The organism is Phormidesmis sp. 146-20, from assembly GCF_052939475.1.
The window spans coordinates 46,741-64,294 of sequence record NZ_JBJPHT010000038.1 but is presented as its reverse complement, the minus strand read 5'-3'; the positions used below and the strand labels follow the sequence as shown (position 1 = coordinate 64,294).

The following is a 17,554-nucleotide window of genomic DNA, read 5'->3' as shown; positions in this document are numbered from 1 at the left end:
CTGCTCAAGATCGAGCCAGCACCCCTTTAGCTTCTCTTTATAAATCAGCTCTTAGCGCAGGAAGACAAGAATTAATTCATAAATCTAGGCGATGTCTTCCTTTGTTTGGATGCTCTTTGATCACTGAAAGAACCTGCAAACTTGAGTAAAGAAATCTTTTACCTGTAAATTTCTAACTCTCCAGGTAGACTTTTTTTAACTGGGAAATTGAAACAATTGAGGGACAAAATCAAGATTAAGCTGTAGACCTGATGACGTTTAGCCCCTTTGATTTAATCTGGGTGTTCTTTCTTTTTTCATCGCTGCAACCCTTGTGGCAACGTCGCCAAACTGAAATGCGTCGGTTTGGAAAGCTTAAGGAAATTGAACAAAAAAAGAATAGTCGAGTTATTTTGCTGATCCATCGCCAAGAATCGATCAGCCTGCTAGGAATTCCATTGTCTCGCTATATTACGATCGAAGACTCTGAACAAATTCTCAGAGCGATTCGCCTGACTCCGCCAGATGTGCCGATCGACTTGATTTTGCACACGCCCGGCGGCTTGGTGTTAGCAACTGAGCAGATTGCGAGAGCGCTGATTCGTCACCCTGCCAAAGTTACAGTTTATGTGCCTCACTATGCGATGAGTGGCGGGACAATGTTGGCGCTGGCGGCTGATGAAATTGTAATGGATGCTAATGCGGTGTTGGGCCCCGTTGATCCGCAGTTGGGCAACTTTGCGGCGGCTAGTATTCTCAAAGTAGTGGAGCAAAAGCCGATCGGTGAAATTGATGACAATACGCTTATCATGGCCGATTTAGCTGGAAAGGCCATTAAACAAGTGCAACGGTTTGTCCGAACTTTGCTCAAAGATAGCGTTCCTAATCAGAAGATTAACCCTGATAACATTGAGTCGATCGTAGAAGCCTTGACGACCGGAAGAGTCACCCACGACTACCCCATCACGGTCGAAGAAGCAACGGAAATGGGTTTGCCGATCACCGTCGGTTTGCAGCGCGAAGTGTATGACCTGATGGAGTTGTATCCACAGCCTCAAGGTGGTCGCCCCTCTGTGCAATACATTCCGATGCCTTACGATCGACCTGCTCTCCCTCAACCCAAAGGCAGACCGCTTCCCGAAGGTGTGCGTATTTCATAAAAGCAATGGGATGAGATAGTGATTCATACTTTCACTTTTCATCTCTAACCTCAACTTTGCCTCAAAGCGGCGGGAAACCCAAGGTTCAAAGTCCCCCAATTTTGGGGATTTAGGGGACGAAGAGCTTGACACTTCCCATAGATTTATCCCTCCAATACAGCAACGCCTAAATTCTAATATCACGTGGATTCGATGAAGTTTTTTTGCTTCGTTCTTCAGCGCTTCTGCCCCCCAACCCCCCAAAATTGGGGGACTTTCAGACAAGATTTTTGGTTCAAAGTCCCCCAAAATTGGGGGATTTAGGGGGCTGCCTGGATTAACAACCGCAGCGAAAGATTTCATCGAATTCACGTTAATATCAAAGGCTCAAAAGCTCTACTCCGGCTTGGACGACTTGATTGGGTGCAATATCCAAACATTCCAGGTGATAGGGGCAGGTGAAGGCGTAGCAAGGACTACAGGGAGTTGGCTGACGGAGTAGTCGCGATCGGCAGTCTCGTGGTTGCCATTGTGATTCTAGTTCGGTTCCGGCAAATAGGATGACGCTGGGCGTTCGAGTTGCGTCTGCAAGGTGCATGGTGGAGGTGTTGTTAGTTAACATCAATTTCGATCGCTGAATCAAGGCTGCCAGCGTTGACAAATCGGTTGCTCCAATTAGATCGATTGCTGATTCTCCTAGTACTTTAAATAGTTCGCCACTGTGCGATCGGTCTTTCTCAACTCCGGTCACAACTACCTTCCAGCCTGTGATTTTAGACAATTGATGAGACGCGATCGCAAACCGATCTACCGCATAATTTCGAGACTGGCAGCTTGTCCAGGGATTCAACAACAAAAAGGGAGCATTTGCGGCTAATCCATGTTGACTCAGCAGATTTGTAGCCGTTTGGTGAGCCGCTTCTGGAATTTGAATGGCCAAGGCACGATCGCGCACCTCAAACCCGATCGCTTCAATCAGTCCCAAATTTCGCTCGACTTGATGAGTGTGATCAGGGGCTGACGAAACCTCTGTTGTCAAAGCGTTTCCACCCTTTTCCTTCGATTCACCCACCCTCAGCGGAATGCCAGCCAGAGAACAAATCAACGCAGGCGGGTGAGGCGATTGATTAAAGCTCGTGAGAATGACAGCCGCATCAAACTGGTGCTCACTTAACTTAGATATCAGTCGCCACTCTCGCCTCGGATCAAACGCTAACCGCCCCAAATCCTGCCACAGCACTCGCCACGTTATCACGTCATCCACCCACGGCAACAACGGAGCCGCCAACGACCCGCCCGGACTCGCCATCAATGTCAGCCGCGCTTGGGGCAAGTTTTCCTTGAGCGATCGCAGTACCGGACTCGTCATAATCACGTCGCCAATGTTGTCGAGCCGCGTCACCAACAGATTGCGAACCGACAACCACGGATTACTGCGGACAAACTGCTGGACTGAGTGACGAAGAGGCTGTATCATGCGCTTTACTTCAAGATGTCATCTTTTTGAGCTTGGAGTAACTCGATCGCGCTTGTCATCACCTGATCGACAGAAATTCCTTCTAGACAAGTATTCCACTGCTCAAACGGACAAACGCCTCCATACCAGCAACGCTGCTCAGTAAAGTTTTGGATGACCCGTTCAGGACAGTCTAAATACCCTTGCAGATTTTGGTGAGGAGTTGGCTGTCCATAGCGTTGATGCCACGACGGCCCAAATAAAGTGATCGTCGGAATGCCTAATGCAGCAGAAATTCGAGCGGGGCCGGTGTCAGGTGCGATCGTCAAATCTACCCATGACATCATCGCCGCAAAGTCGCGTAGCGTTCCCTGTGGCCAAACTGTCATATCGTCTGATTTTGCTATCTCCGTCACTTCGGTAAGATTTGCCCCGATCGGCAGCACGATCGTTCCGCCAAACTGCTGCTTTAAGCGCCGTCCCAATTCAACGAATCTCTGGGTGGACCAGCGTTTGATCTGCATTCCCGCATCGGTATAGAGAACGATGATCGGGCGCTCAATATTGCCCAATTGTTTGAATGCGGTTTGCCGTTCGGTCTCCAAAAGATGCAGTCTGGCTGGCTGAATAGATTCCTGTGTGATCAGATTTTCAAATCGCAGAATTTCGAGAAAGCGATCGCTCACGAACTGATTAGAAGGCGGCGATCGCCATAGATTCGTGATACATTGAGCATCACTAGAGTGAATGAGTTGGTCAATCCCGTCGTATTTGGTATCAGACACAATAAGATCAAATTTCTGATGGCAGAGGAGGTTAGCGACCTCCTGGTAACTCGAAGAGATCGCTTGTTTAGCTTCTCCTTTTTGAGCAACCACCACTTGATGAATCAGCGGATCAGTTTTGAGCAATTCCCCACCCGGTGCAAAGGTGAGAACAGTGAGTTTGGCGTGAGGATGCGATCGACTCAACGCCTGAATTGCAGCCAGCGCAATCAACACATCGCCAATGCCACCCAAAAGTTCAACAAACAAAATCTGTTTCAGGCTCATTGTGCAAGTAATACTTTAGATAATACTTTAGTCAATAAGATCTTAGTTCTAGTTGATTTGTTCAAGCTCGGCACTACAGTTAGAGATTGCTTTTATTCTTGATTGTCTAACCAAGTCGTCAGGTCATCGATCGTACTAAAGTTCAATAGCGCGATCGCAAGTGCTTCTAGTTGGTTAGCAGACATGGTTGAGATACGATCGCTTAGAAGTTGAGGTAACTGTCCCACTTTCTGCTGTAGAAGGAGAAACACGAGCGATCGCCGCCCCTTTTCCATCCCCTTTTCCATGCCTTTCTCTTCCCAACTGGTCAGGTTCTGCATAATTTCCTCCTTCTGGCTAGGATTCATTTTATCAATTTCGGATTGAAACCTTTGCTCCTCTTTGACGTTTAGCCGGAGATACGTGTCTACAAACTTGGAAACCAATCGGGTTTTAGCAGGATTGAGGCGCAGGGTCACCAACAATCGTAAACATTCTGCTTTGACCTTGGCGCGGTCTTTCTTCGCAATCTTCATCTTTGCCATCAGCGCCGCCGCCACTGGATTGGGCTGATTGACATAGCGCCGCCAGTTTAGCCGATTGAGTTGAATCGACTCAAAACTAAACTCCAGCACTTTCCGAGTCGGAAACGCCACTTTGTAAGTGTTCTCTTCTACTCGATACGGTTCATCAAAGGAAAAGATCACGATCGGATAGATGTCTTTCACATATCGCTGATGCAGTCTTGCAAAGTAATAAAACATTCTGCGGTGAAAGTGAGCTTGACTGGATGCCTGCGCTTCAATGTGGACTAAAAAGGTTGCATCTCGTCCCGCTTGTTTAACTTCTACTAACAGGTCAATAATTTTCTCCTCACCCTCAACCAGATCAGCGAAGTATTCTTGTTGTAGAAAGGTGATGGAATTGGGGTCGATCGTCCTAGCGATCTCAGGCAAAAACAGTTCCAAAAACTCTAAAAAGAAAGTGGAGATCAGTTCTTTGAAGTTTTGGTCGTGGTCGATCGTCATTTACAAATCTAGAGGTTTATTCACTTGGAGGCGTTGCACGACAAATATGAGAGCTTTGGGAGGCAACCTGGATTTGCAACCGAAGTAACAAGACTTATTGGATTCATGATTTTAAGTGCGATCGCTCTCCACGGTTTCTGCGATCGTCTCTTCTTCGGTCTGATAATAGTCGGGTAAAAGTTCCTGAGACTCGACTTTGCCTAATGCCTGCTCAAGTCCTGCTGTAGTTGACGTACAACTCTCTCCCGACGCATTGAGAACCGTTTCAACAATTTTGCCATCTTTGCCAATTCGATACTCGATCTTCTGATAATCTGCCATTGTGTCTTCTCAACGCTAATTGTCTTCTCAACGCTAAAGCATGTTTCTCGATCGTAATCCTGGTAACCTCAATTAAGACCCTTTTTCTGACTGAGAAGGGGGAGATTCTTTCACGTCCCTAACATTCATTATGAGTTACCCCGATGTCATTGCTCCCCACGGTGGGCAACTGATCAACCGCATTGCCAGCCCCGCCCAAAAAGAAGAATTCCTGTCAAAAGCTGACCATCTACCTAGAGTCCAACTTGATGAACGTGCCGCTTCTGATCTGGTTTTGATTGCCATTGGTGGGTTTAGTCCGCTCACTGGGTTTATGGGGCAGGCAGACTACGATCGCGTCGTCAACGAAATGCACCTTTCTAACGGCTTGCCCTGGGCGATTCCGGTGACGCTGCCTGTTACCGAAGATGTTGCCGCGCCGCTCAAAGCAGGTAGTCTGGTGCGCCTGGATGATGCAACGGGTCGGTTTATCGGCGTTTTGGAACTCACAGAAAAATACACCTACGACAAACTCCACGAAGCCCTGCACGTCTACCGCACCAACGAAGAAAAACATCCCGGTGTCGCAGTGGTTTATAAGCAAGGAGCAGTCTATCTAGCCGGGCCGATTTGGATGCTGCAACGAGACGCTCATCCTTATTTTCCGACTTATCAGATTGACCCGATCGACTCCCGCACGCTGTTTCGAGAAAAAGGCTGGAAAACGATCGTTGCCTTTCAAACTCGCAATCCCATTCACCGCGCTCACGAATACATTCAAAAATGTGCTTTAGAAACGGTAGATGGGCTGTTTCTTCATCCGTTGGTAGGTGTGACAAAGGACGATGATATTTCTGCTGAGATTCGGATGCGCTGCTACGAGATCATGCTGGAACATTACTTTCCCAAAGATCGGGTAATTTTGGCGATCAATCCGTCTGCGATGCGTTACGCGGGCCCTCGTGAAGCGGTATTTCATGCCATTCTCAGAAAGAATTATGGCTGTACTCACTTTATTGTGGGACGTGATCACGCTGGCGTTGGTGATTATTACGGCACTTATGATGCTCAGTATATTTTTGACGAATTTGATCCGCTGGCGTTGGGAATCACGCCGATGAAGTTTGAACATGCCTTCTACTGCAAACGCACCCAGGGAATGGCCACCAGCAAAACCAGCCCTAGCAGTCCTGATGAGCGAGTTCACCTCTCTGGCACCAAAGTGAGAGAAATGCTGCGCCGAGGAGAATTGCCCCCGCCCGAATTTTCTCGCCCCGAAGTGGCCGCAGAACTTGCACGAGCGATGAAGGTGCCGACGGAAGTTTGGGGAGATGGAATTTAGAAGAAGGGATGAGGGATGAGGGATGAGGAATGAGGGATGAGGGATGAGGAATGAGGGATGAGGAATGAAAGGGGGTTTTGTTAGGAGGCGGTTCTGGGTTCGATTTCGGTTGATGTTTGTCCTTGCTGAGTGAGTTGTAATTGGTTGTAGGGGCAATCCTCCGTGGTTGCTCAGGGCCATGATATGCACGAAGGTACTACCCTACACTAGATTTAGACTTCATCCCTCATCCCTCCTGTTACGCTGTTAGCAGGGCTGGAGCGTTGACATGAAACGACGATCGTTCTTACAACAGACGGGACTACTATTGGCAGGACTGGGCGGCCTGACGATCGCACCCGATCGCTATTCTCAAGTGCTGGCACAGCCTACAACTCGTCGATTGGCGCTGCTGGTAGGCATCAATCAATATCGGGGCGCAACTCTCAATGGCTGTCTAACGGATGTCGAACTGCAACGAGAACTCTTAATTCATCGCTTTCGGTTTCATCCCTCGGATGTGTTGGTTTTGACCGATCAGCAGGCGACACGATCGCACATTGAGACCGCCTTTACTCAACATTTGCTCAATCAGGCTAAGTCGGGCGATGTGGTCGTTTTTCACTTTAGTGGCTATGGGAATTTGATCAATACGGGAACGACGATCGAAGAGTCACAAACTCAGCTAATCACCAGTAACGAACCCGCTTTTGATGAATCTGCGATCGGACTGACCGAAGAAACGCTGTTGCTCTTGCTCAAATCATTGCCAACTGACCAGGTGACAACGGTTCTGGATGCAGGTTATGTCTATTCGGGTATGAACCTTTTGGGAAATTTGCGGGTGCGATCGCGTCCCAGTTTGCCGATGGCTCGATTAGATGATGCAGAATTGGCGTTTCAAGAACAACGTTTGGCGGCGTTGAGTCTGGATCGCGCTCAGGTGGGTGTACAGCGCCGATCGGGTCAAATTCCAGGTGTAGTGTTGACCGCGGCAACTGCTTCTCAAACAGCCAGCGAAGCTCGATGGAATGGCTTTAGTGCGGGACTGTTTACTTACTATTTAACGCAACAACTCTGGCATTCAACGCCCGCGACAACCCTGCGATTTAGTCTGACTCAAACAGCCGAAGCGATCGGACGAGTGGATACTCAACAGCCCAATCTAGCAGGTCAGAAAAGCCGCGATCGTCCCTTAAAGCCTTATCACATTCAGTTATCCGATGCGGGGGCAGATGGAGTGATCACCGCGATCGAGGACACCGTTGCTCAAGTTTGGTTAGCAAGTTTACCCGCTCAACTCGAACAAGGCACCCAGGCTCTATTGACGGTTTCGACCGGGACTCGCCTCCAGATTTACGCCAAAGACGGGCTGACCGCAAAGGCAAAAATTCAAAGCGAAAATTCTGCGGCTCCCCTTCAGGTCGGGCAATGGGTACAAGAAGCGGTACGAATCATTCCTCACAATCTGGGGCTGACGGTGGCGATCGAGAGCAGCCTAGAGCGAATTGAACGAGTCGATGCGGTGAGTGCGTTTTCGGCGATTTCCTCCGTGTCGGCCGTGATTGCGGGGGAGCAGGCGGCAGATTTTTTGTTTGGTAAAGTGCGCGAGACGACTCAGGTGGCCGCTTTGCCGACCGCGCCGATCGCCGGGGTAGTGCCGCCTTCGGGGTATGGGTTGTTTTCGCAGGGGCAAGTGGCGATCGCCAACACCAGTGGAGAATCGGGCGAAGCGGTCAAGCTAGCCGTCAAACGATTGGTGCCTCACCTGCAACGGTTACTCGCCGCAAAATTGTTGAATCTGACGGTAAATACGCGATCGCAGACGTTGGGAATTCAAGCAGAATTGATTGAGAAGTCTTCTTTAGAGCGGGTTTTGATCCAGCAAAAGACGGCTCGTATTTCTCAAGGAATGGTTTCCAATGCAGGCGCTCAAGAAGGCAAACGCTTGACGCTGGCGATCGGCACTTCCCTGCAATATCGCCTCGAAAATCAGGGAGATCAGCCGCTTTATTTTGTGTTGCTGGGGTTGGATAATAGCGGTCAGTCGTTTGTGATTTGGGCAGATGAGGCGGCGGTTTCTCCCAAAACGGTGCTGACGGTGCCGACGCTGGAATGGACGGTTCGCAGTCCGATCGGGCTTGCCGAAACTCACCTAATTTGTAGCCGTGTGCCCTTTAGCCAAACTCAAAGCCTGGTGCAGTCGCCCTCACAGTCAGGAATTCGCTCTATTGAGCGACCTTTAGAAGTGGCCCAAGCGATTCTCAAAGACCTGCATCAAGCGAGTCAGAATGCTGAGAAGACGGTAGGAGCGATCGAAAGTTATCTGCTCGATATCAATGAGTGGGCGACCTTTCGGTTTGTCTATCAAGTTGTTTGACAAGTCGTTTGAGAAAAGTACTCATGTTCATTCAAAAAGTTTTGCGTGTTGTATTGCTGGTTCTATTCACGCTGCATTGTTGGGTCGATGCGCCCAGCGTTGTTTTAGCCGATACATCTGTGTACGAAGAACGATTGCAGCATAGTTCTGATGGCATTGGTAAATTTTATCTCGATCGTGAAATTGCTCAGGTGATGGGCCACGAAGGTGCGGGTTGGTTAGAGCGTCCCCGACGATCGGGCGAAGAACAACCGCAAAAAGTGATCACTGCCCTCGATCTCAAACCGACCGATGTGGTTGCCGACATTGGTGCAGGGACGGGTTATTTTAGCTTTCGGATTGCGCCTCGTCTGTCTCAGGGCAAGGTGTTTGCAGTAGACATTCAGCCCGAAATGATCGAGATTCTCAACGACCTCAAAGCCAAAAAACACATTGCCAACGTCGAGCCTATTTTGAGCAGTGTCACCAATCCCAATCTGCCCGAAAACAGTGTTGATGTGGCGTTGATGGTCGATGCGTACCACGAGTTTGAGTATCCCCAAGAGATGATGGCGGCGATCGTCAAGTCCTTAAAACCCGGAGGAAAAGTGGCGCTTGTTGAATATCGCGGTGAGAATCCTTTAATTTTGATCAAAGCGCTGCACAAAATGACGCAAGCACAAGTCAAAAAAGAAATGGCAGAAGTCGGATTAATCTATCAGGAAACTAGAAACGGTTTACCTCAGCAGCATTTAATGATCTTCGAGAAGCCAAAGTTAGCCTGACTGTCACTGAATAAATTGCTATGAGTCGTTCTTGTAGGCGCGGTTTGAACCGCCAGCCAGACTGTTGCAAAAACCGCAGTGTAACGATCGGGGCAAATTCCTTTCTAATTTGCTTTTGATCCAGTATGCTAAATTCCACGCATCGGTTCTGACGGGGAGCAGCCGTCGGAGGAAACAGGGAAAGTGTAGTGTGATTCTACCGCTGTCCCGCAACTGTAAGAGAGTTTTGATTCATTCATCAATCTACTCTTGAGCCAGAATGCCTGCCGATCGCGCACCACACGTCTTATCTGCGAGGTACAGGATGAAGACACGATATCGAAAATGGGTCAGCCTGGGACTAATGGCTGGCTTAAGTTGCTATCTTTTTCTAGCTTCAGCGAGTCCCGCTTACGCGATGCACATTTCAGAAGGATTTTTGCCTGTATGGTGGGCGATCTTTTGGTGGGCTGTGGCGTTGCCGTTCTTTTTGCTGGGGCTACGATCGCTCACCCGCATCACTCAACAAAACCCCGAACTCAAACTCTTGTTGGCATTGTCAGGCGCATTTACGTTTGTCTTATCAGCGTTGAAAATTCCTTCAGTTACAGGTAGCTGCTCTCACCCGACGGGCACCGGATTGGGCGCAATTTTGTTTGGCCCTTCCGTGATGTCTGTGCTGGGGGGATTGATCTTGCTCTTTCAGGCGTTGTTGCTGGCGCATGGGGGCTTGACAACGCTGGGTGCAAATATGGTGTCGATGGCGATCGTGGGCCCTTACGTGGCCTATTTCACCTACCATCTTGTATTGCGAACTGGGTATCAAAAGGTTGCAATCTTTTTAGCCGCGGCGTTGGCAAATTTGATCACGTATCTGGTAACCGCCGTACAACTTGCATTAGCATTTCCTGCTGTGCAAGGTGGCTTTATTGCGTCATTTCTCAAGTTTGCAGGTATTTTTGCCATTACCCAAGTTCCCCTAGCCGTGACTGAAGGGTTGCTCACGGTACTAGTTTGGAACTGGCTACAGCATTATGGAGAACAAGAACTGCAAACCCTGAAAGCATTGAGAGAACCACAATAATGATGAATAAACGATCGAACTGGCTATTACTCATCGGCGTAGTTGTTTTATCTCTTGGCCCTTTGTTAGTTCTCCAGGGCAGAGAGTTTGGAGCAACCGACGGTCACAATTCAACTGCAATTCAAGAGATTCGACCGGACTACAAACCCTGGTTTCAGCCTGTGATTAAGGACTCTGGCCCCGAAGTGCAAACTTTCTTATTTGCGGCTCAAGCGGCGATCGGGGCAGGCATCACAGGTTACATTCTGGGCTTATACAAAGGTCGATCGCAGCAGCGCAAGGATGATCAATAGCCTGTATTCTGCCAAACATGACCCTGCAAATTGATACGATCGCTTACACCAATCGACTACGCCACTTGCCACCGAGTCAAAAATTGCTGTTTGCGATCGTGCTTTTGTCGATTACCTATTGCACTTCTGCTCCCATACAGAGCCTGATTACTGTTTGGGTGAGCATTTGGATTGTGGCTTATGCTAGAATTTCGGTCTCGATCTATTTGCGGCTGCTTTTCATTCCGATTGGGTTTTGGTTGACTAGTCTGCCTGCATTTGTTGTCAGCAGCGTTGCCTTATCTAATTTATCTTTGGTTCAGTCTGATGCGTGGCAGGGATTCGTTTGGAACGATCATTTTATTTATCTGAGTCATCAAGGAATGCAGCAGGTAAGTGTGTTGGGCATGAGAACGATCGCCTCTACTGCCTGTATTTATTTTGTCATGTTGACCATTCCCTTTACTGAAGTTCTAGACATTCTGCGTCGCGTTGCGTGCCCTGTATTATTAGTTGATCTCTTGATGTTGATGTACAGATTTATCTTTGTGTTGTTACGCACGGCGAATGAGATTTGGATGGCGCAGCGATCGCGCAACGGCTACCATACTCGAAAACTCTGGATCAAAAGTCTGGGACTGCTAGTTGGGCAACTCCTTCGTCGTACCTTAGAAAACTATCGTCAAGGCTCTCTCGCGTTAGAATCCCGTGGCTTTACTGGAGAGTTTCGGGTATGTCACTCGCGGCGTTATTATCCCTCCAAACGTTACAGCTTTGAAGCATTGTTAGGGTGTGTCATTTTAGTCGCGCTCACGGGATGGCACTATGCTTCTATTTGAGCAAGTTGGCTACACCTATCCTGGTAGTGATCAACCCGCCCTTGAGAATCTCACATTACGCATTCCGTCAGGCAAACGCTGTGCCTTAATTGGTCAAAATGGCTGCGGCAAAACCACGCTGTTTCTCTTAGCAAACGGACTCTACAAACCCCAAAAAGGACGAATTCATTGGCAAGGTTCACCGCTTCGCTACGATCGCTTCGAGTTACCCGCAAGGGGTCGCTCCTCTCTGCTCAATCTTCGTCAAAAAGTCGGGCTAGTTTTTCAAGATCCCGAACAGCAGCTAGTGGCCTCTACTGTTGAAGAAGATATCTCGTATGGGTTGTGTAATTTAGGTTTGCCAGATGCAGACGTGATCCAAAAAGTTGGGGATGCGATCGCCGCTTTCAACCTTACTGAACTGGCCGCCCGTCCCGTTCATCACTTAAGTTTGGGGCAAAAAAAGCGCGTTTCTCTCGCCGATGTCATGGTGCTTGAGCCAGAGCTATTGCTGTTAGATGAGCCAACGGCCTACCTCGATCCACGTCAAACCCGCGATCTGATGGCAAAACTACGTCAGATTCACCAAAGGGGAACGACGATCGTCATGGCCACTCACGATTTAGATTTAGCCTACTGTTGGGCCGACTGGATTTTTATCCTCAACAAAGGGCAACTCATTTTAGAAGGAACGCCTCAGCATGTATTTGCTCAACGCGACACTCTCAACCAGCTTCAATTAGAAATTCCTCTAGTATTTAAGGTTTTAGAGCAGGTGACAGAAGCCTTGTCTCAAGAACCTAAATCACTACAAGAGAGAATTGTTGAACCGTTGCGAAACCGCATTTTAGAAGTGCTTCGATATGAATAACGATTCACAAAAATCACTGAAGCACCGCCCTGTTTGGTGGAACTTTCAAACACATTATTAGTATCAACCACCATCCGCAGTCATTGAAAGTTGGATATGGCACTGCGATCGCACCCCATGCAATTGTCGAATTATTGATTTACCGCCCTCTACCCCTAAACTTAGCCAGCTAACGGCAAAACGCAGCGGCGGCAGATAACCTCAAACTCAGCACCATTGGCTTTCGTCCGTCCGCTGCCGTGAAGTGTTAGCCTGCGGAACTATAAAGCGGCTCCTGGTTCAGTGAAGTACAAGCTAGCTTTTGAAAGCCTTATTCAGCAAGGGTTTAGTGGAGGACTAGCGTACCTCACCCGGCAAATAACCGCTATAAATGATTGAGTATGAAATAAAGCCCTGCAAGTATATTTTGACACTTTGCATGTTGAATATTTATTTTGTTTGGACTCTGAAATCTTCTTTGTTCAAAGTTCATCAACTGCATAGGCAACTCCCCAGTAAATCTTGGGTGATGATAGATGACAGGATCACTTTTGCGTCTAGTATCTATTCTCTTAAAAGCAAGCACTCCGGCATATGTTGGACTTTTCCCCTCCTTGCCAGATTCTAGAAAAAGCCCATTTGGCTTAAACTGAATTTTCTCAACGCTATCGTCACCCCCAACAATTGTGAATCCTTCACCGAATAATGCACGGTCGAAGTCGTAAAACGTCACTCCGTAACCTGAACCATGTATTGCTAGTAGTACAGGCAAGGCTTCTGCTCTTACCTGTTTTCGTTTTCGTTTAACGGCTTGTTGTATCCTATCCTTTGCATCTCCGAAAGGATACGTCTTGCCGCAAACGATTGCTTCATGCCCCGATTTTTCAGGAAAAAATCCTAGATGTAATTGACCGTATTGAACCGGATGATTTACGTAATACCATTTCTTTTCAGGGTCAGCAGGTAAACTTTTACACGCTTGCTGAAATGCTTCCTTAAAATTTTTTTTAGAATCTTGAGGTCCAATTTTAGGTAGTTGAAAGATAGCGATACTCCAATCCCGTGGAGCATATTTATTTATAAACTCAAGAAGTGGAGCATCCTTTATTCGTTCGTCATCTCCTTCACCATCAAAGCTCGGAGATACAACTTCAATAACTAATTGATGCCCACTAAAATTTACAAGGAAATCTGGACAACTACCACTTGAGTTTTCTTGCTCTAGAGCAAACTCTCCGCCTAGCTCCTGAATAGTTCTGGCTAATATAAATTCGAGAAATGCACTATCCCATCTGGTTCGCAGTGCTTGAATAAAATGACTCCTGTACTCTGAGGGAATCTTAGCCAAATTCTCTCGCAAAAATTGTCTGGCTGCTTGTGCGCGTGGATGAGTTGATCTTTCTAGCCAACCAACCGCTTTTTCACCATAGTTTGCCCATGTATTATCAATCGTCGTCGGCTCTGATAACCATGCTTCTTGGCTACACGTGTGCAAATTCTCCATAACTTAATAGGTTTACTCAAAAACATTCGTTCCTTACAGATAGCCCTAAAGAGCTTACCCATATATTACTCAGCAGGCTAATGATCAAGCTGAACCGCCCTGGAGAGTTTCTTTGCTCCGGCTCACTTTAGTGGAGTGGGCGGTCACCACGAGTAACTTCTGCGGGCCGGTTCCAGCGCGGTTGGTATGGCGAAATGCACAGTGATTATAGCACATTATGTCAAGTTTTATACTGCGTTTCAGTCTAACTATTGTTTATGTGGAGTATCTCCATATATACAGCCAGAGGGATGCGTAACTGCAATAGTTTTACGGCGCTTCTAATCACTCTCTACAACAGGGAAGTGATCTACACTTCTCCGACAATGACGGGTTAAGCCACCTGAAAACGCCACCGAAAAAGCTGTTTGACCCAGTACGTGAGCGATTTGAGTAAGGCACTCCTCTTAACGGACTGAAGAACGACTATCATCCTTAAAAGTTGAGTCTTCTAAAAAATCAAAAATCTGTGTAAGATGTCCGCAGGTGGGTATCACGCCCCGGAAATCTGATGGACTAGATCAGACTTCCGAGGACTTCCACCTAAGTTAATTGTCCTAACTTCGGAGGCGTTCATGATTGTACTACGTCTGCTTTGCGATGGGATCTTGAGAGGTTGGAATCAAGATCCTGCATACACTTCATACAACGGGGGAACGTTTGAGCCGTCAGCGTTCCCGTCCTCTTTGCACTAAATTTTGCACTAAATAGAGAGGATAAAAACATGGCCGTTAGGAAACACCTTCCTGACTCGGTTTCGTTTAGCTTTGAGTTGCAATGTTCATCCGTTAGACGCTATCGGGTTATGGTCACATTGGATTTGCAAGAGCGACTAATCTTGATGTCCTCTGGCATTCTTCCCGATGTGATTGATTTCGTTGAAGAATTTGTTGAACAACTGAGTGAAATTGCCTCGACAAAACTGGCAATTCTCAAATGGGATGGCACCAGCGACTTGACGACTGAATATCAAATCATTCGCGTCTTGCCCGGATATCAAGTTCAGCGTTCTTTAGTGAAGTTCAATATCGTCATCGGCGACAGTTCACTCATCCACCTGGAGGAATTGCACGACAAAAAGACAATTCAACTTTAGGGAGTCGATCGCGAACCTGATTCACACTCTAAATAAACGTGAATTCGATGAGAGTTTTTCCGCTTCGTTGTTCACGGCTCCTGCCCCCCAACCCCCCAATTTTGGGGGACTTTCAGAGAGGAATTCTGGTTCAAAGTCCCTCACTCGTGGGGGATTTAGGGGGCGTTCCTAGATCTAAAAGCGAAGCGTTCCTCGAACTGACGCTAAATAAGAGGGATGATTGAGAACTCATTTATCTGTTCATCCCTCGTTTTTTATCGTTATGCCAAAAACCTCAACAGCCCTCACTTGCCCATTTTTCGCTTCATCTGATTCAACTCTTCTTGAGCTTCCCAGCGGGTAAACTGCTGCTCTAGCGGATCGGCTGAATTATGAATATGGTTCGTACTTTGATTCCAGCCATTGACCGCCCAGCGTTGTTCAGTTTGAGCCGCACGGGCCGTCTGAGCTTGCGTGAGTTCCGTTTGGACTTCTTGACGGCGCTTCTGAATTTTTTGCTGTAGCGCTTCCGTTTGCTTGAGCCGTTCCTTGAGCATTTCCATCTGTCCCCATTTCTGGTTGCCTTCTCGTAACAAAGCCGCCTCATGAGCTTGAGCAGGTTCCGCAAGATCCATCCGCCCGCCTGCTTTGGCTTTCTCAATACGAATGTGCCAGCGCTGAATCTCTTGCGCCGTGGTCAAAATCTCTTCTTGAAGCTGCTTCTCTTTTAACTGAAGGTCTGCCATCAGTCGCCGCGTTTCCTGCTCTTGATCACGCAGCTTTTCTTCGAGCGCCTGCAACTCAAGATGCGGATTGTTACGCAAAAACTCATCAAGTCGAGCTTCAAGAAACTGACTAAAATCGTCAAACAGACCCATGATTTACGGCTCCTGATCGCAAGTGGCTTCTAGGTTTTTCCTTAGTCTAATCGCTAAGGATCGTGAATTAAATGAACCCAGCGAATCAATTCACGGCGACCCAAACAAAACTTGTCTTCGCAGTTAAAAATCTTCTAGTCTACGAAGCCAGATTTTGCGCTTGTAAGAACGGTTTGAACCGCCAGTCAGAATTACGAGCTATTTAATTCTTGATCCCAAAAGCCGATCGCTACCCTAAAGCTTTTGTCCTGTAGAAAGCGTTCTCACCTGCCCATTGCGTCGCACAGTCGCATATTGTTTAGACACTTCCACCAAACTCCAACCGCTCGACCCGATGCTTTCACCAATGTAGTAGCGCTGAGTCACCCCATTCATCTCAAACAAAACAACTGATTTCGAGGGGTCAGCCCCTTCTAACACGCCCACCATCGTTCGCTGAGGGCCAGTCGCTTCTGATTGAGGCACGATCGGAGCCGCAGGTTGAACGCTCACCGGACGATTCGCCGTCGGAGAAAGTCGCTCTAACACACTAGCCAGCCGCGTCAAAATCTGATTTAGCTCACGATTGCGAGAATTGTCAGGCACACTGGCCGCCGGAGCAGCAGGCATATTAATTGTGATCGGCGCTCTGGGTAATGTTGTCGAAGACCTTGCCGGAGGCTGATTTTTGGGCACTGGCACCGTCGGCATCCCGCCATTATAAGGAGCAGTGGGCAGTCCTTCTGACTTACCTGTAGTCGCTTTGCGATCGATTGCCTCCAACGATCGCTGCACATAGGCAGAAAACTGAGCATTCGTATCGACGGGCTGAGGCGCTTGAGCCACCGTTGTAGGAGCCGGAGCAGAGGTCAACGCAGACAAAACGCGACCCGGAATGCCTTGTTGAATCGACCAGATCGCCAAAGCCGCGATCGCAGAGGTTGAACAGGTAACTATCAGGAGGCGATCGAAGGTGCTGCGACGAGGTTCGGGAGGTTTAGTTTTGGTGAGTTCGCCCAGTTCGGGGAGTGTCAGATCGTCAGTGTCGATTTTTGGCTTCCATTGAGGAAAGCTGGGAGCGCTCAACAGCCCTGAAGAGAGAGGCGGCGGGGCAATGTCTAGTTTGCGTTTGACAGGCGCTTCGACCGAAACGGGAGTCGCAGGCGGAACAGCACCCTCTAACAGTCGCTCAACATCATCAAACAGATCATCCATCAAGCGATCGGCAAAAGAATCGACCTGAAATGGCTCTGGTAGAGCTTCGGTTTGTTCCCAGGACTGAGCATCTAGAAGCGATTTTTGGCTGGTGACATCTTGAGGCATGGTTTTTATGAGAGTCGATCAAGACGGATAATTGGCTGACTGCACCCTTGAACTTCTGTATCTGTCACGGTCTGATCATTTTTCTCGATCGCGCAAATCTAATTAAAGCACTCAATCCCACTCACGAATCTATCTTTAGGTAGAGAGCACCTAAAAGTGAAGTATCGAGAGATGATACCCCAAAAGTCAACGCTTGCAGCACTTCCGCAAAAATTATCATTCCTCCAGAAATGACACCCACGGTTCTAGAAACTGCTTACTGAGATTACATGTGATATTAAATCAACCCGATTCTCAGTGACCAAGAAAAACAGTGTTACTTTTGGGTGAGCTTGCTTGTGAGGTGGAGGTGTTT

General features: G+C 48.0%; 16 protein-coding genes and 1 riboswitch. Of the genes, 9 read left to right on the top strand and 7 right to left on the bottom strand.

What is annotated here, in order from left to right; all coding sequences use genetic code 11:
• Positions 1–251 precede the first annotated feature (251 nt).
• Positions 252–1,139 carry an SDH family Clp fold serine proteinase gene (locus tag ACKFKH_RS23820; RefSeq protein WP_446860856.1) on the top strand — a complete coding sequence of 296 codons (888 nt, stop codon included), beginning with the start codon at positions 252–254 and terminating at the stop codon, positions 1,137–1,139.
• A gap of 358 nt (positions 1,140–1,497) precedes the next feature.
• Here ACKFKH_RS23820 and ACKFKH_RS23815 read toward each other — a convergent pair whose 3' ends face one another.
• The 4 genes from ACKFKH_RS23815 to ACKFKH_RS23800 all read right to left on the bottom strand — a co-directional run bounded on the left by ACKFKH_RS23815 (position 1,498) and on the right by ACKFKH_RS23800 (position 4,954).
• Complete coding sequence (locus ACKFKH_RS23815) at positions 1,498–2,595, bottom strand: glycosyltransferase family 9 protein (protein WP_446860855.1); 1,098 nt, start codon at positions 2,593–2,595, stop codon at positions 1,498–1,500.
• 5 nt (positions 2,596–2,600) lie between these two features.
• Positions 2,601–3,626 carry a glycosyltransferase family 9 protein gene (locus ACKFKH_RS23810; protein WP_446860854.1) on the bottom strand — a complete coding sequence of 342 codons (1,026 nt, stop codon included), beginning with the start codon at positions 3,624–3,626 and terminating at the stop codon, positions 2,601–2,603.
• Between the two features lie 92 nt (positions 3,627–3,718).
• Entirely contained in the window at positions 3,719–4,633 is a 915-nt protein-coding gene (locus ACKFKH_RS23805) for an Rpn family recombination-promoting nuclease/putative transposase (RefSeq protein ID WP_446860852.1), read from the bottom strand.
• Between the two features lie 111 nt (positions 4,634–4,744).
• Positions 4,745–4,954, bottom strand: coding sequence for a DUF2997 domain-containing protein (locus ACKFKH_RS23800; RefSeq protein ID WP_446860851.1), 210 nt, complete (start codon positions 4,952–4,954; stop codon positions 4,745–4,747).
• Between the two features lie 130 nt (positions 4,955–5,084).
• On the opposite strand from ACKFKH_RS23800, the gene sat reads away from it, so the two are divergent.
• From sat to ACKFKH_RS23765, 7 genes are all read left to right on the top strand, one after another.
• Positions 5,085–6,275: a sulfate adenylyltransferase gene (sat, locus tag ACKFKH_RS23795; RefSeq protein WP_446860850.1), complete on the top strand. Its 1,191-nt coding sequence runs from the start codon at positions 5,085–5,087 to the stop codon at positions 6,273–6,275.
• A 268-nt stretch (positions 6,276–6,543) separates the two neighbouring features.
• A complete protein-coding gene (locus tag ACKFKH_RS23790; RefSeq protein WP_446860849.1) occupies positions 6,544–8,634 on the top strand; it encodes a caspase family protein in 2,091 nt (696 codons plus the stop codon).
• A 23-nt stretch (positions 8,635–8,657) separates the two neighbouring features.
• Positions 8,658–9,398, top strand: coding sequence for a class I SAM-dependent methyltransferase (locus ACKFKH_RS23785; protein ID WP_446860848.1), 741 nt, complete (start codon positions 8,658–8,660; stop codon positions 9,396–9,398).
• Positions 9,399–9,523: 125 nt separating this feature from the next.
• Positions 9,524–9,683, top strand: a riboswitch (cobalamin riboswitch).
• A gap of 19 nt (positions 9,684–9,702) precedes the next feature.
• Positions 9,703–10,461, top strand: a complete 759-nt coding sequence (locus ACKFKH_RS23780) for an energy-coupling factor ABC transporter permease (protein WP_446860847.1) — start codon at positions 9,703–9,705, stop codon at positions 10,459–10,461.
• Positions 10,462–10,463: 2 nt separating this feature from the next.
• Positions 10,464–10,754 (top strand): energy-coupling factor ABC transporter substrate-binding protein, encoded by a 291-nt coding sequence (locus ACKFKH_RS23775; protein WP_446860846.1) that lies wholly within the window; start codon positions 10,464–10,466, stop codon positions 10,752–10,754.
• A gap of 17 nt (positions 10,755–10,771) precedes the next feature.
• Positions 10,772–11,572, top strand: a complete 801-nt coding sequence (cbiQ, locus tag ACKFKH_RS23770) for a cobalt ECF transporter T component CbiQ (protein ID WP_446860845.1) — start codon at positions 10,772–10,774, stop codon at positions 11,570–11,572.
• On the top strand, positions 11,559–12,422 hold the full coding sequence (locus ACKFKH_RS23765; RefSeq protein ID WP_446860844.1) for an energy-coupling factor ABC transporter ATP-binding protein: 864 nt from the start codon (positions 11,559–11,561) through the stop codon (positions 12,420–12,422). The genes cbiQ and ACKFKH_RS23765 overlap by 14 nt, the downstream gene beginning before the upstream one ends.
• Positions 12,423–12,786: 364 nt before the next feature.
• Here ACKFKH_RS23765 and ACKFKH_RS23760 read toward each other — a convergent pair whose 3' ends face one another.
• Entirely contained in the window at positions 12,787–13,905 is a 1,119-nt protein-coding gene (locus ACKFKH_RS23760) for a hypothetical protein (protein WP_446860843.1), read from the bottom strand.
• 763 nt (positions 13,906–14,668) lie between these two features.
• On the opposite strand from ACKFKH_RS23760, the gene ACKFKH_RS23755 reads away from it, so the two are divergent.
• A complete protein-coding gene (locus ACKFKH_RS23755; RefSeq protein ID WP_446860842.1) occupies positions 14,669–15,040 on the top strand; it encodes a hypothetical protein in 372 nt (123 codons plus the stop codon).
• Positions 15,041–15,324: 284 nt separating this feature from the next.
• On the opposite strand, the gene ACKFKH_RS23750 is transcribed toward ACKFKH_RS23755, so the two are convergent.
• Both ACKFKH_RS23750 and ACKFKH_RS23745 read right to left on the bottom strand, forming a co-directional pair.
• Complete coding sequence (locus ACKFKH_RS23750; protein ID WP_446860841.1) at positions 15,325–15,897, bottom strand: TIGR04376 family protein; 573 nt, start codon at positions 15,895–15,897, stop codon at positions 15,325–15,327.
• A gap of 234 nt (positions 15,898–16,131) precedes the next feature.
• Positions 16,132–17,199 (bottom strand): hypothetical protein, encoded by a 1,068-nt coding sequence (locus ACKFKH_RS23745; protein ID WP_446860840.1) that lies wholly within the window; start codon positions 17,197–17,199, stop codon positions 16,132–16,134.
• Positions 17,200–17,554 lie beyond the last annotated feature (355 nt).

Bases quoted from the DNA above. Each gene is read 5' to 3' on its own strand.
- ACKFKH_RS23820 (WP_446860856.1), top strand. From the start codon at position 252: ATGACGTTTAGCCCCTTTGATTTAATCTGGGTGTTCTTTCTTTTTTCA.
- ACKFKH_RS23815 (WP_446860855.1), bottom strand. From the start codon at position 2,595: ATGATACAGCCTCTTCGTCACTCAGTCCAGCAGTTTGTCCGCAGTAAT.
- ACKFKH_RS23810 (WP_446860854.1), bottom strand. From the start codon at position 3,626: ATGAGCCTGAAACAGATTTTGTTTGTTGAACTTTTGGGTGGCATTGGC.
- ACKFKH_RS23805 (WP_446860852.1), bottom strand. From the start codon at position 4,633: ATGACGATCGACCACGACCAAAACTTCAAAGAACTGATCTCCACTTTC.
- ACKFKH_RS23800 (WP_446860851.1), bottom strand. From the start codon at position 4,954: ATGGCAGATTATCAGAAGATCGAGTATCGAATTGGCAAAGATGGCAAA.
- sat (WP_446860850.1), top strand. From the start codon at position 5,085: ATGAGTTACCCCGATGTCATTGCTCCCCACGGTGGGCAACTGATCAAC.
- ACKFKH_RS23790 (WP_446860849.1), top strand. From the start codon at position 6,544: ATGAAACGACGATCGTTCTTACAACAGACGGGACTACTATTGGCAGGA.
- ACKFKH_RS23785 (WP_446860848.1), top strand. From the start codon at position 8,658: ATGTTCATTCAAAAAGTTTTGCGTGTTGTATTGCTGGTTCTATTCACG.
- ACKFKH_RS23780 (WP_446860847.1), top strand. From the start codon at position 9,703: ATGAAGACACGATATCGAAAATGGGTCAGCCTGGGACTAATGGCTGGC.
- ACKFKH_RS23775 (WP_446860846.1), top strand. From the start codon at position 10,464: ATGAATAAACGATCGAACTGGCTATTACTCATCGGCGTAGTTGTTTTA.
- cbiQ (WP_446860845.1), top strand. From the start codon at position 10,772: ATGACCCTGCAAATTGATACGATCGCTTACACCAATCGACTACGCCAC.
- ACKFKH_RS23765 (WP_446860844.1), top strand. From the start codon at position 11,559: ATGCTTCTATTTGAGCAAGTTGGCTACACCTATCCTGGTAGTGATCAA.
- ACKFKH_RS23760 (WP_446860843.1), bottom strand. From the start codon at position 13,905: ATGGAGAATTTGCACACGTGTAGCCAAGAAGCATGGTTATCAGAGCCG.
- ACKFKH_RS23755 (WP_446860842.1), top strand. From the start codon at position 14,669: ATGGCCGTTAGGAAACACCTTCCTGACTCGGTTTCGTTTAGCTTTGAG.
- ACKFKH_RS23750 (WP_446860841.1), bottom strand. From the start codon at position 15,897: ATGGGTCTGTTTGACGATTTTAGTCAGTTTCTTGAAGCTCGACTTGAT.
- ACKFKH_RS23745 (WP_446860840.1), bottom strand. From the start codon at position 17,199: ATGCCTCAAGATGTCACCAGCCAAAAATCGCTTCTAGATGCTCAGTCC.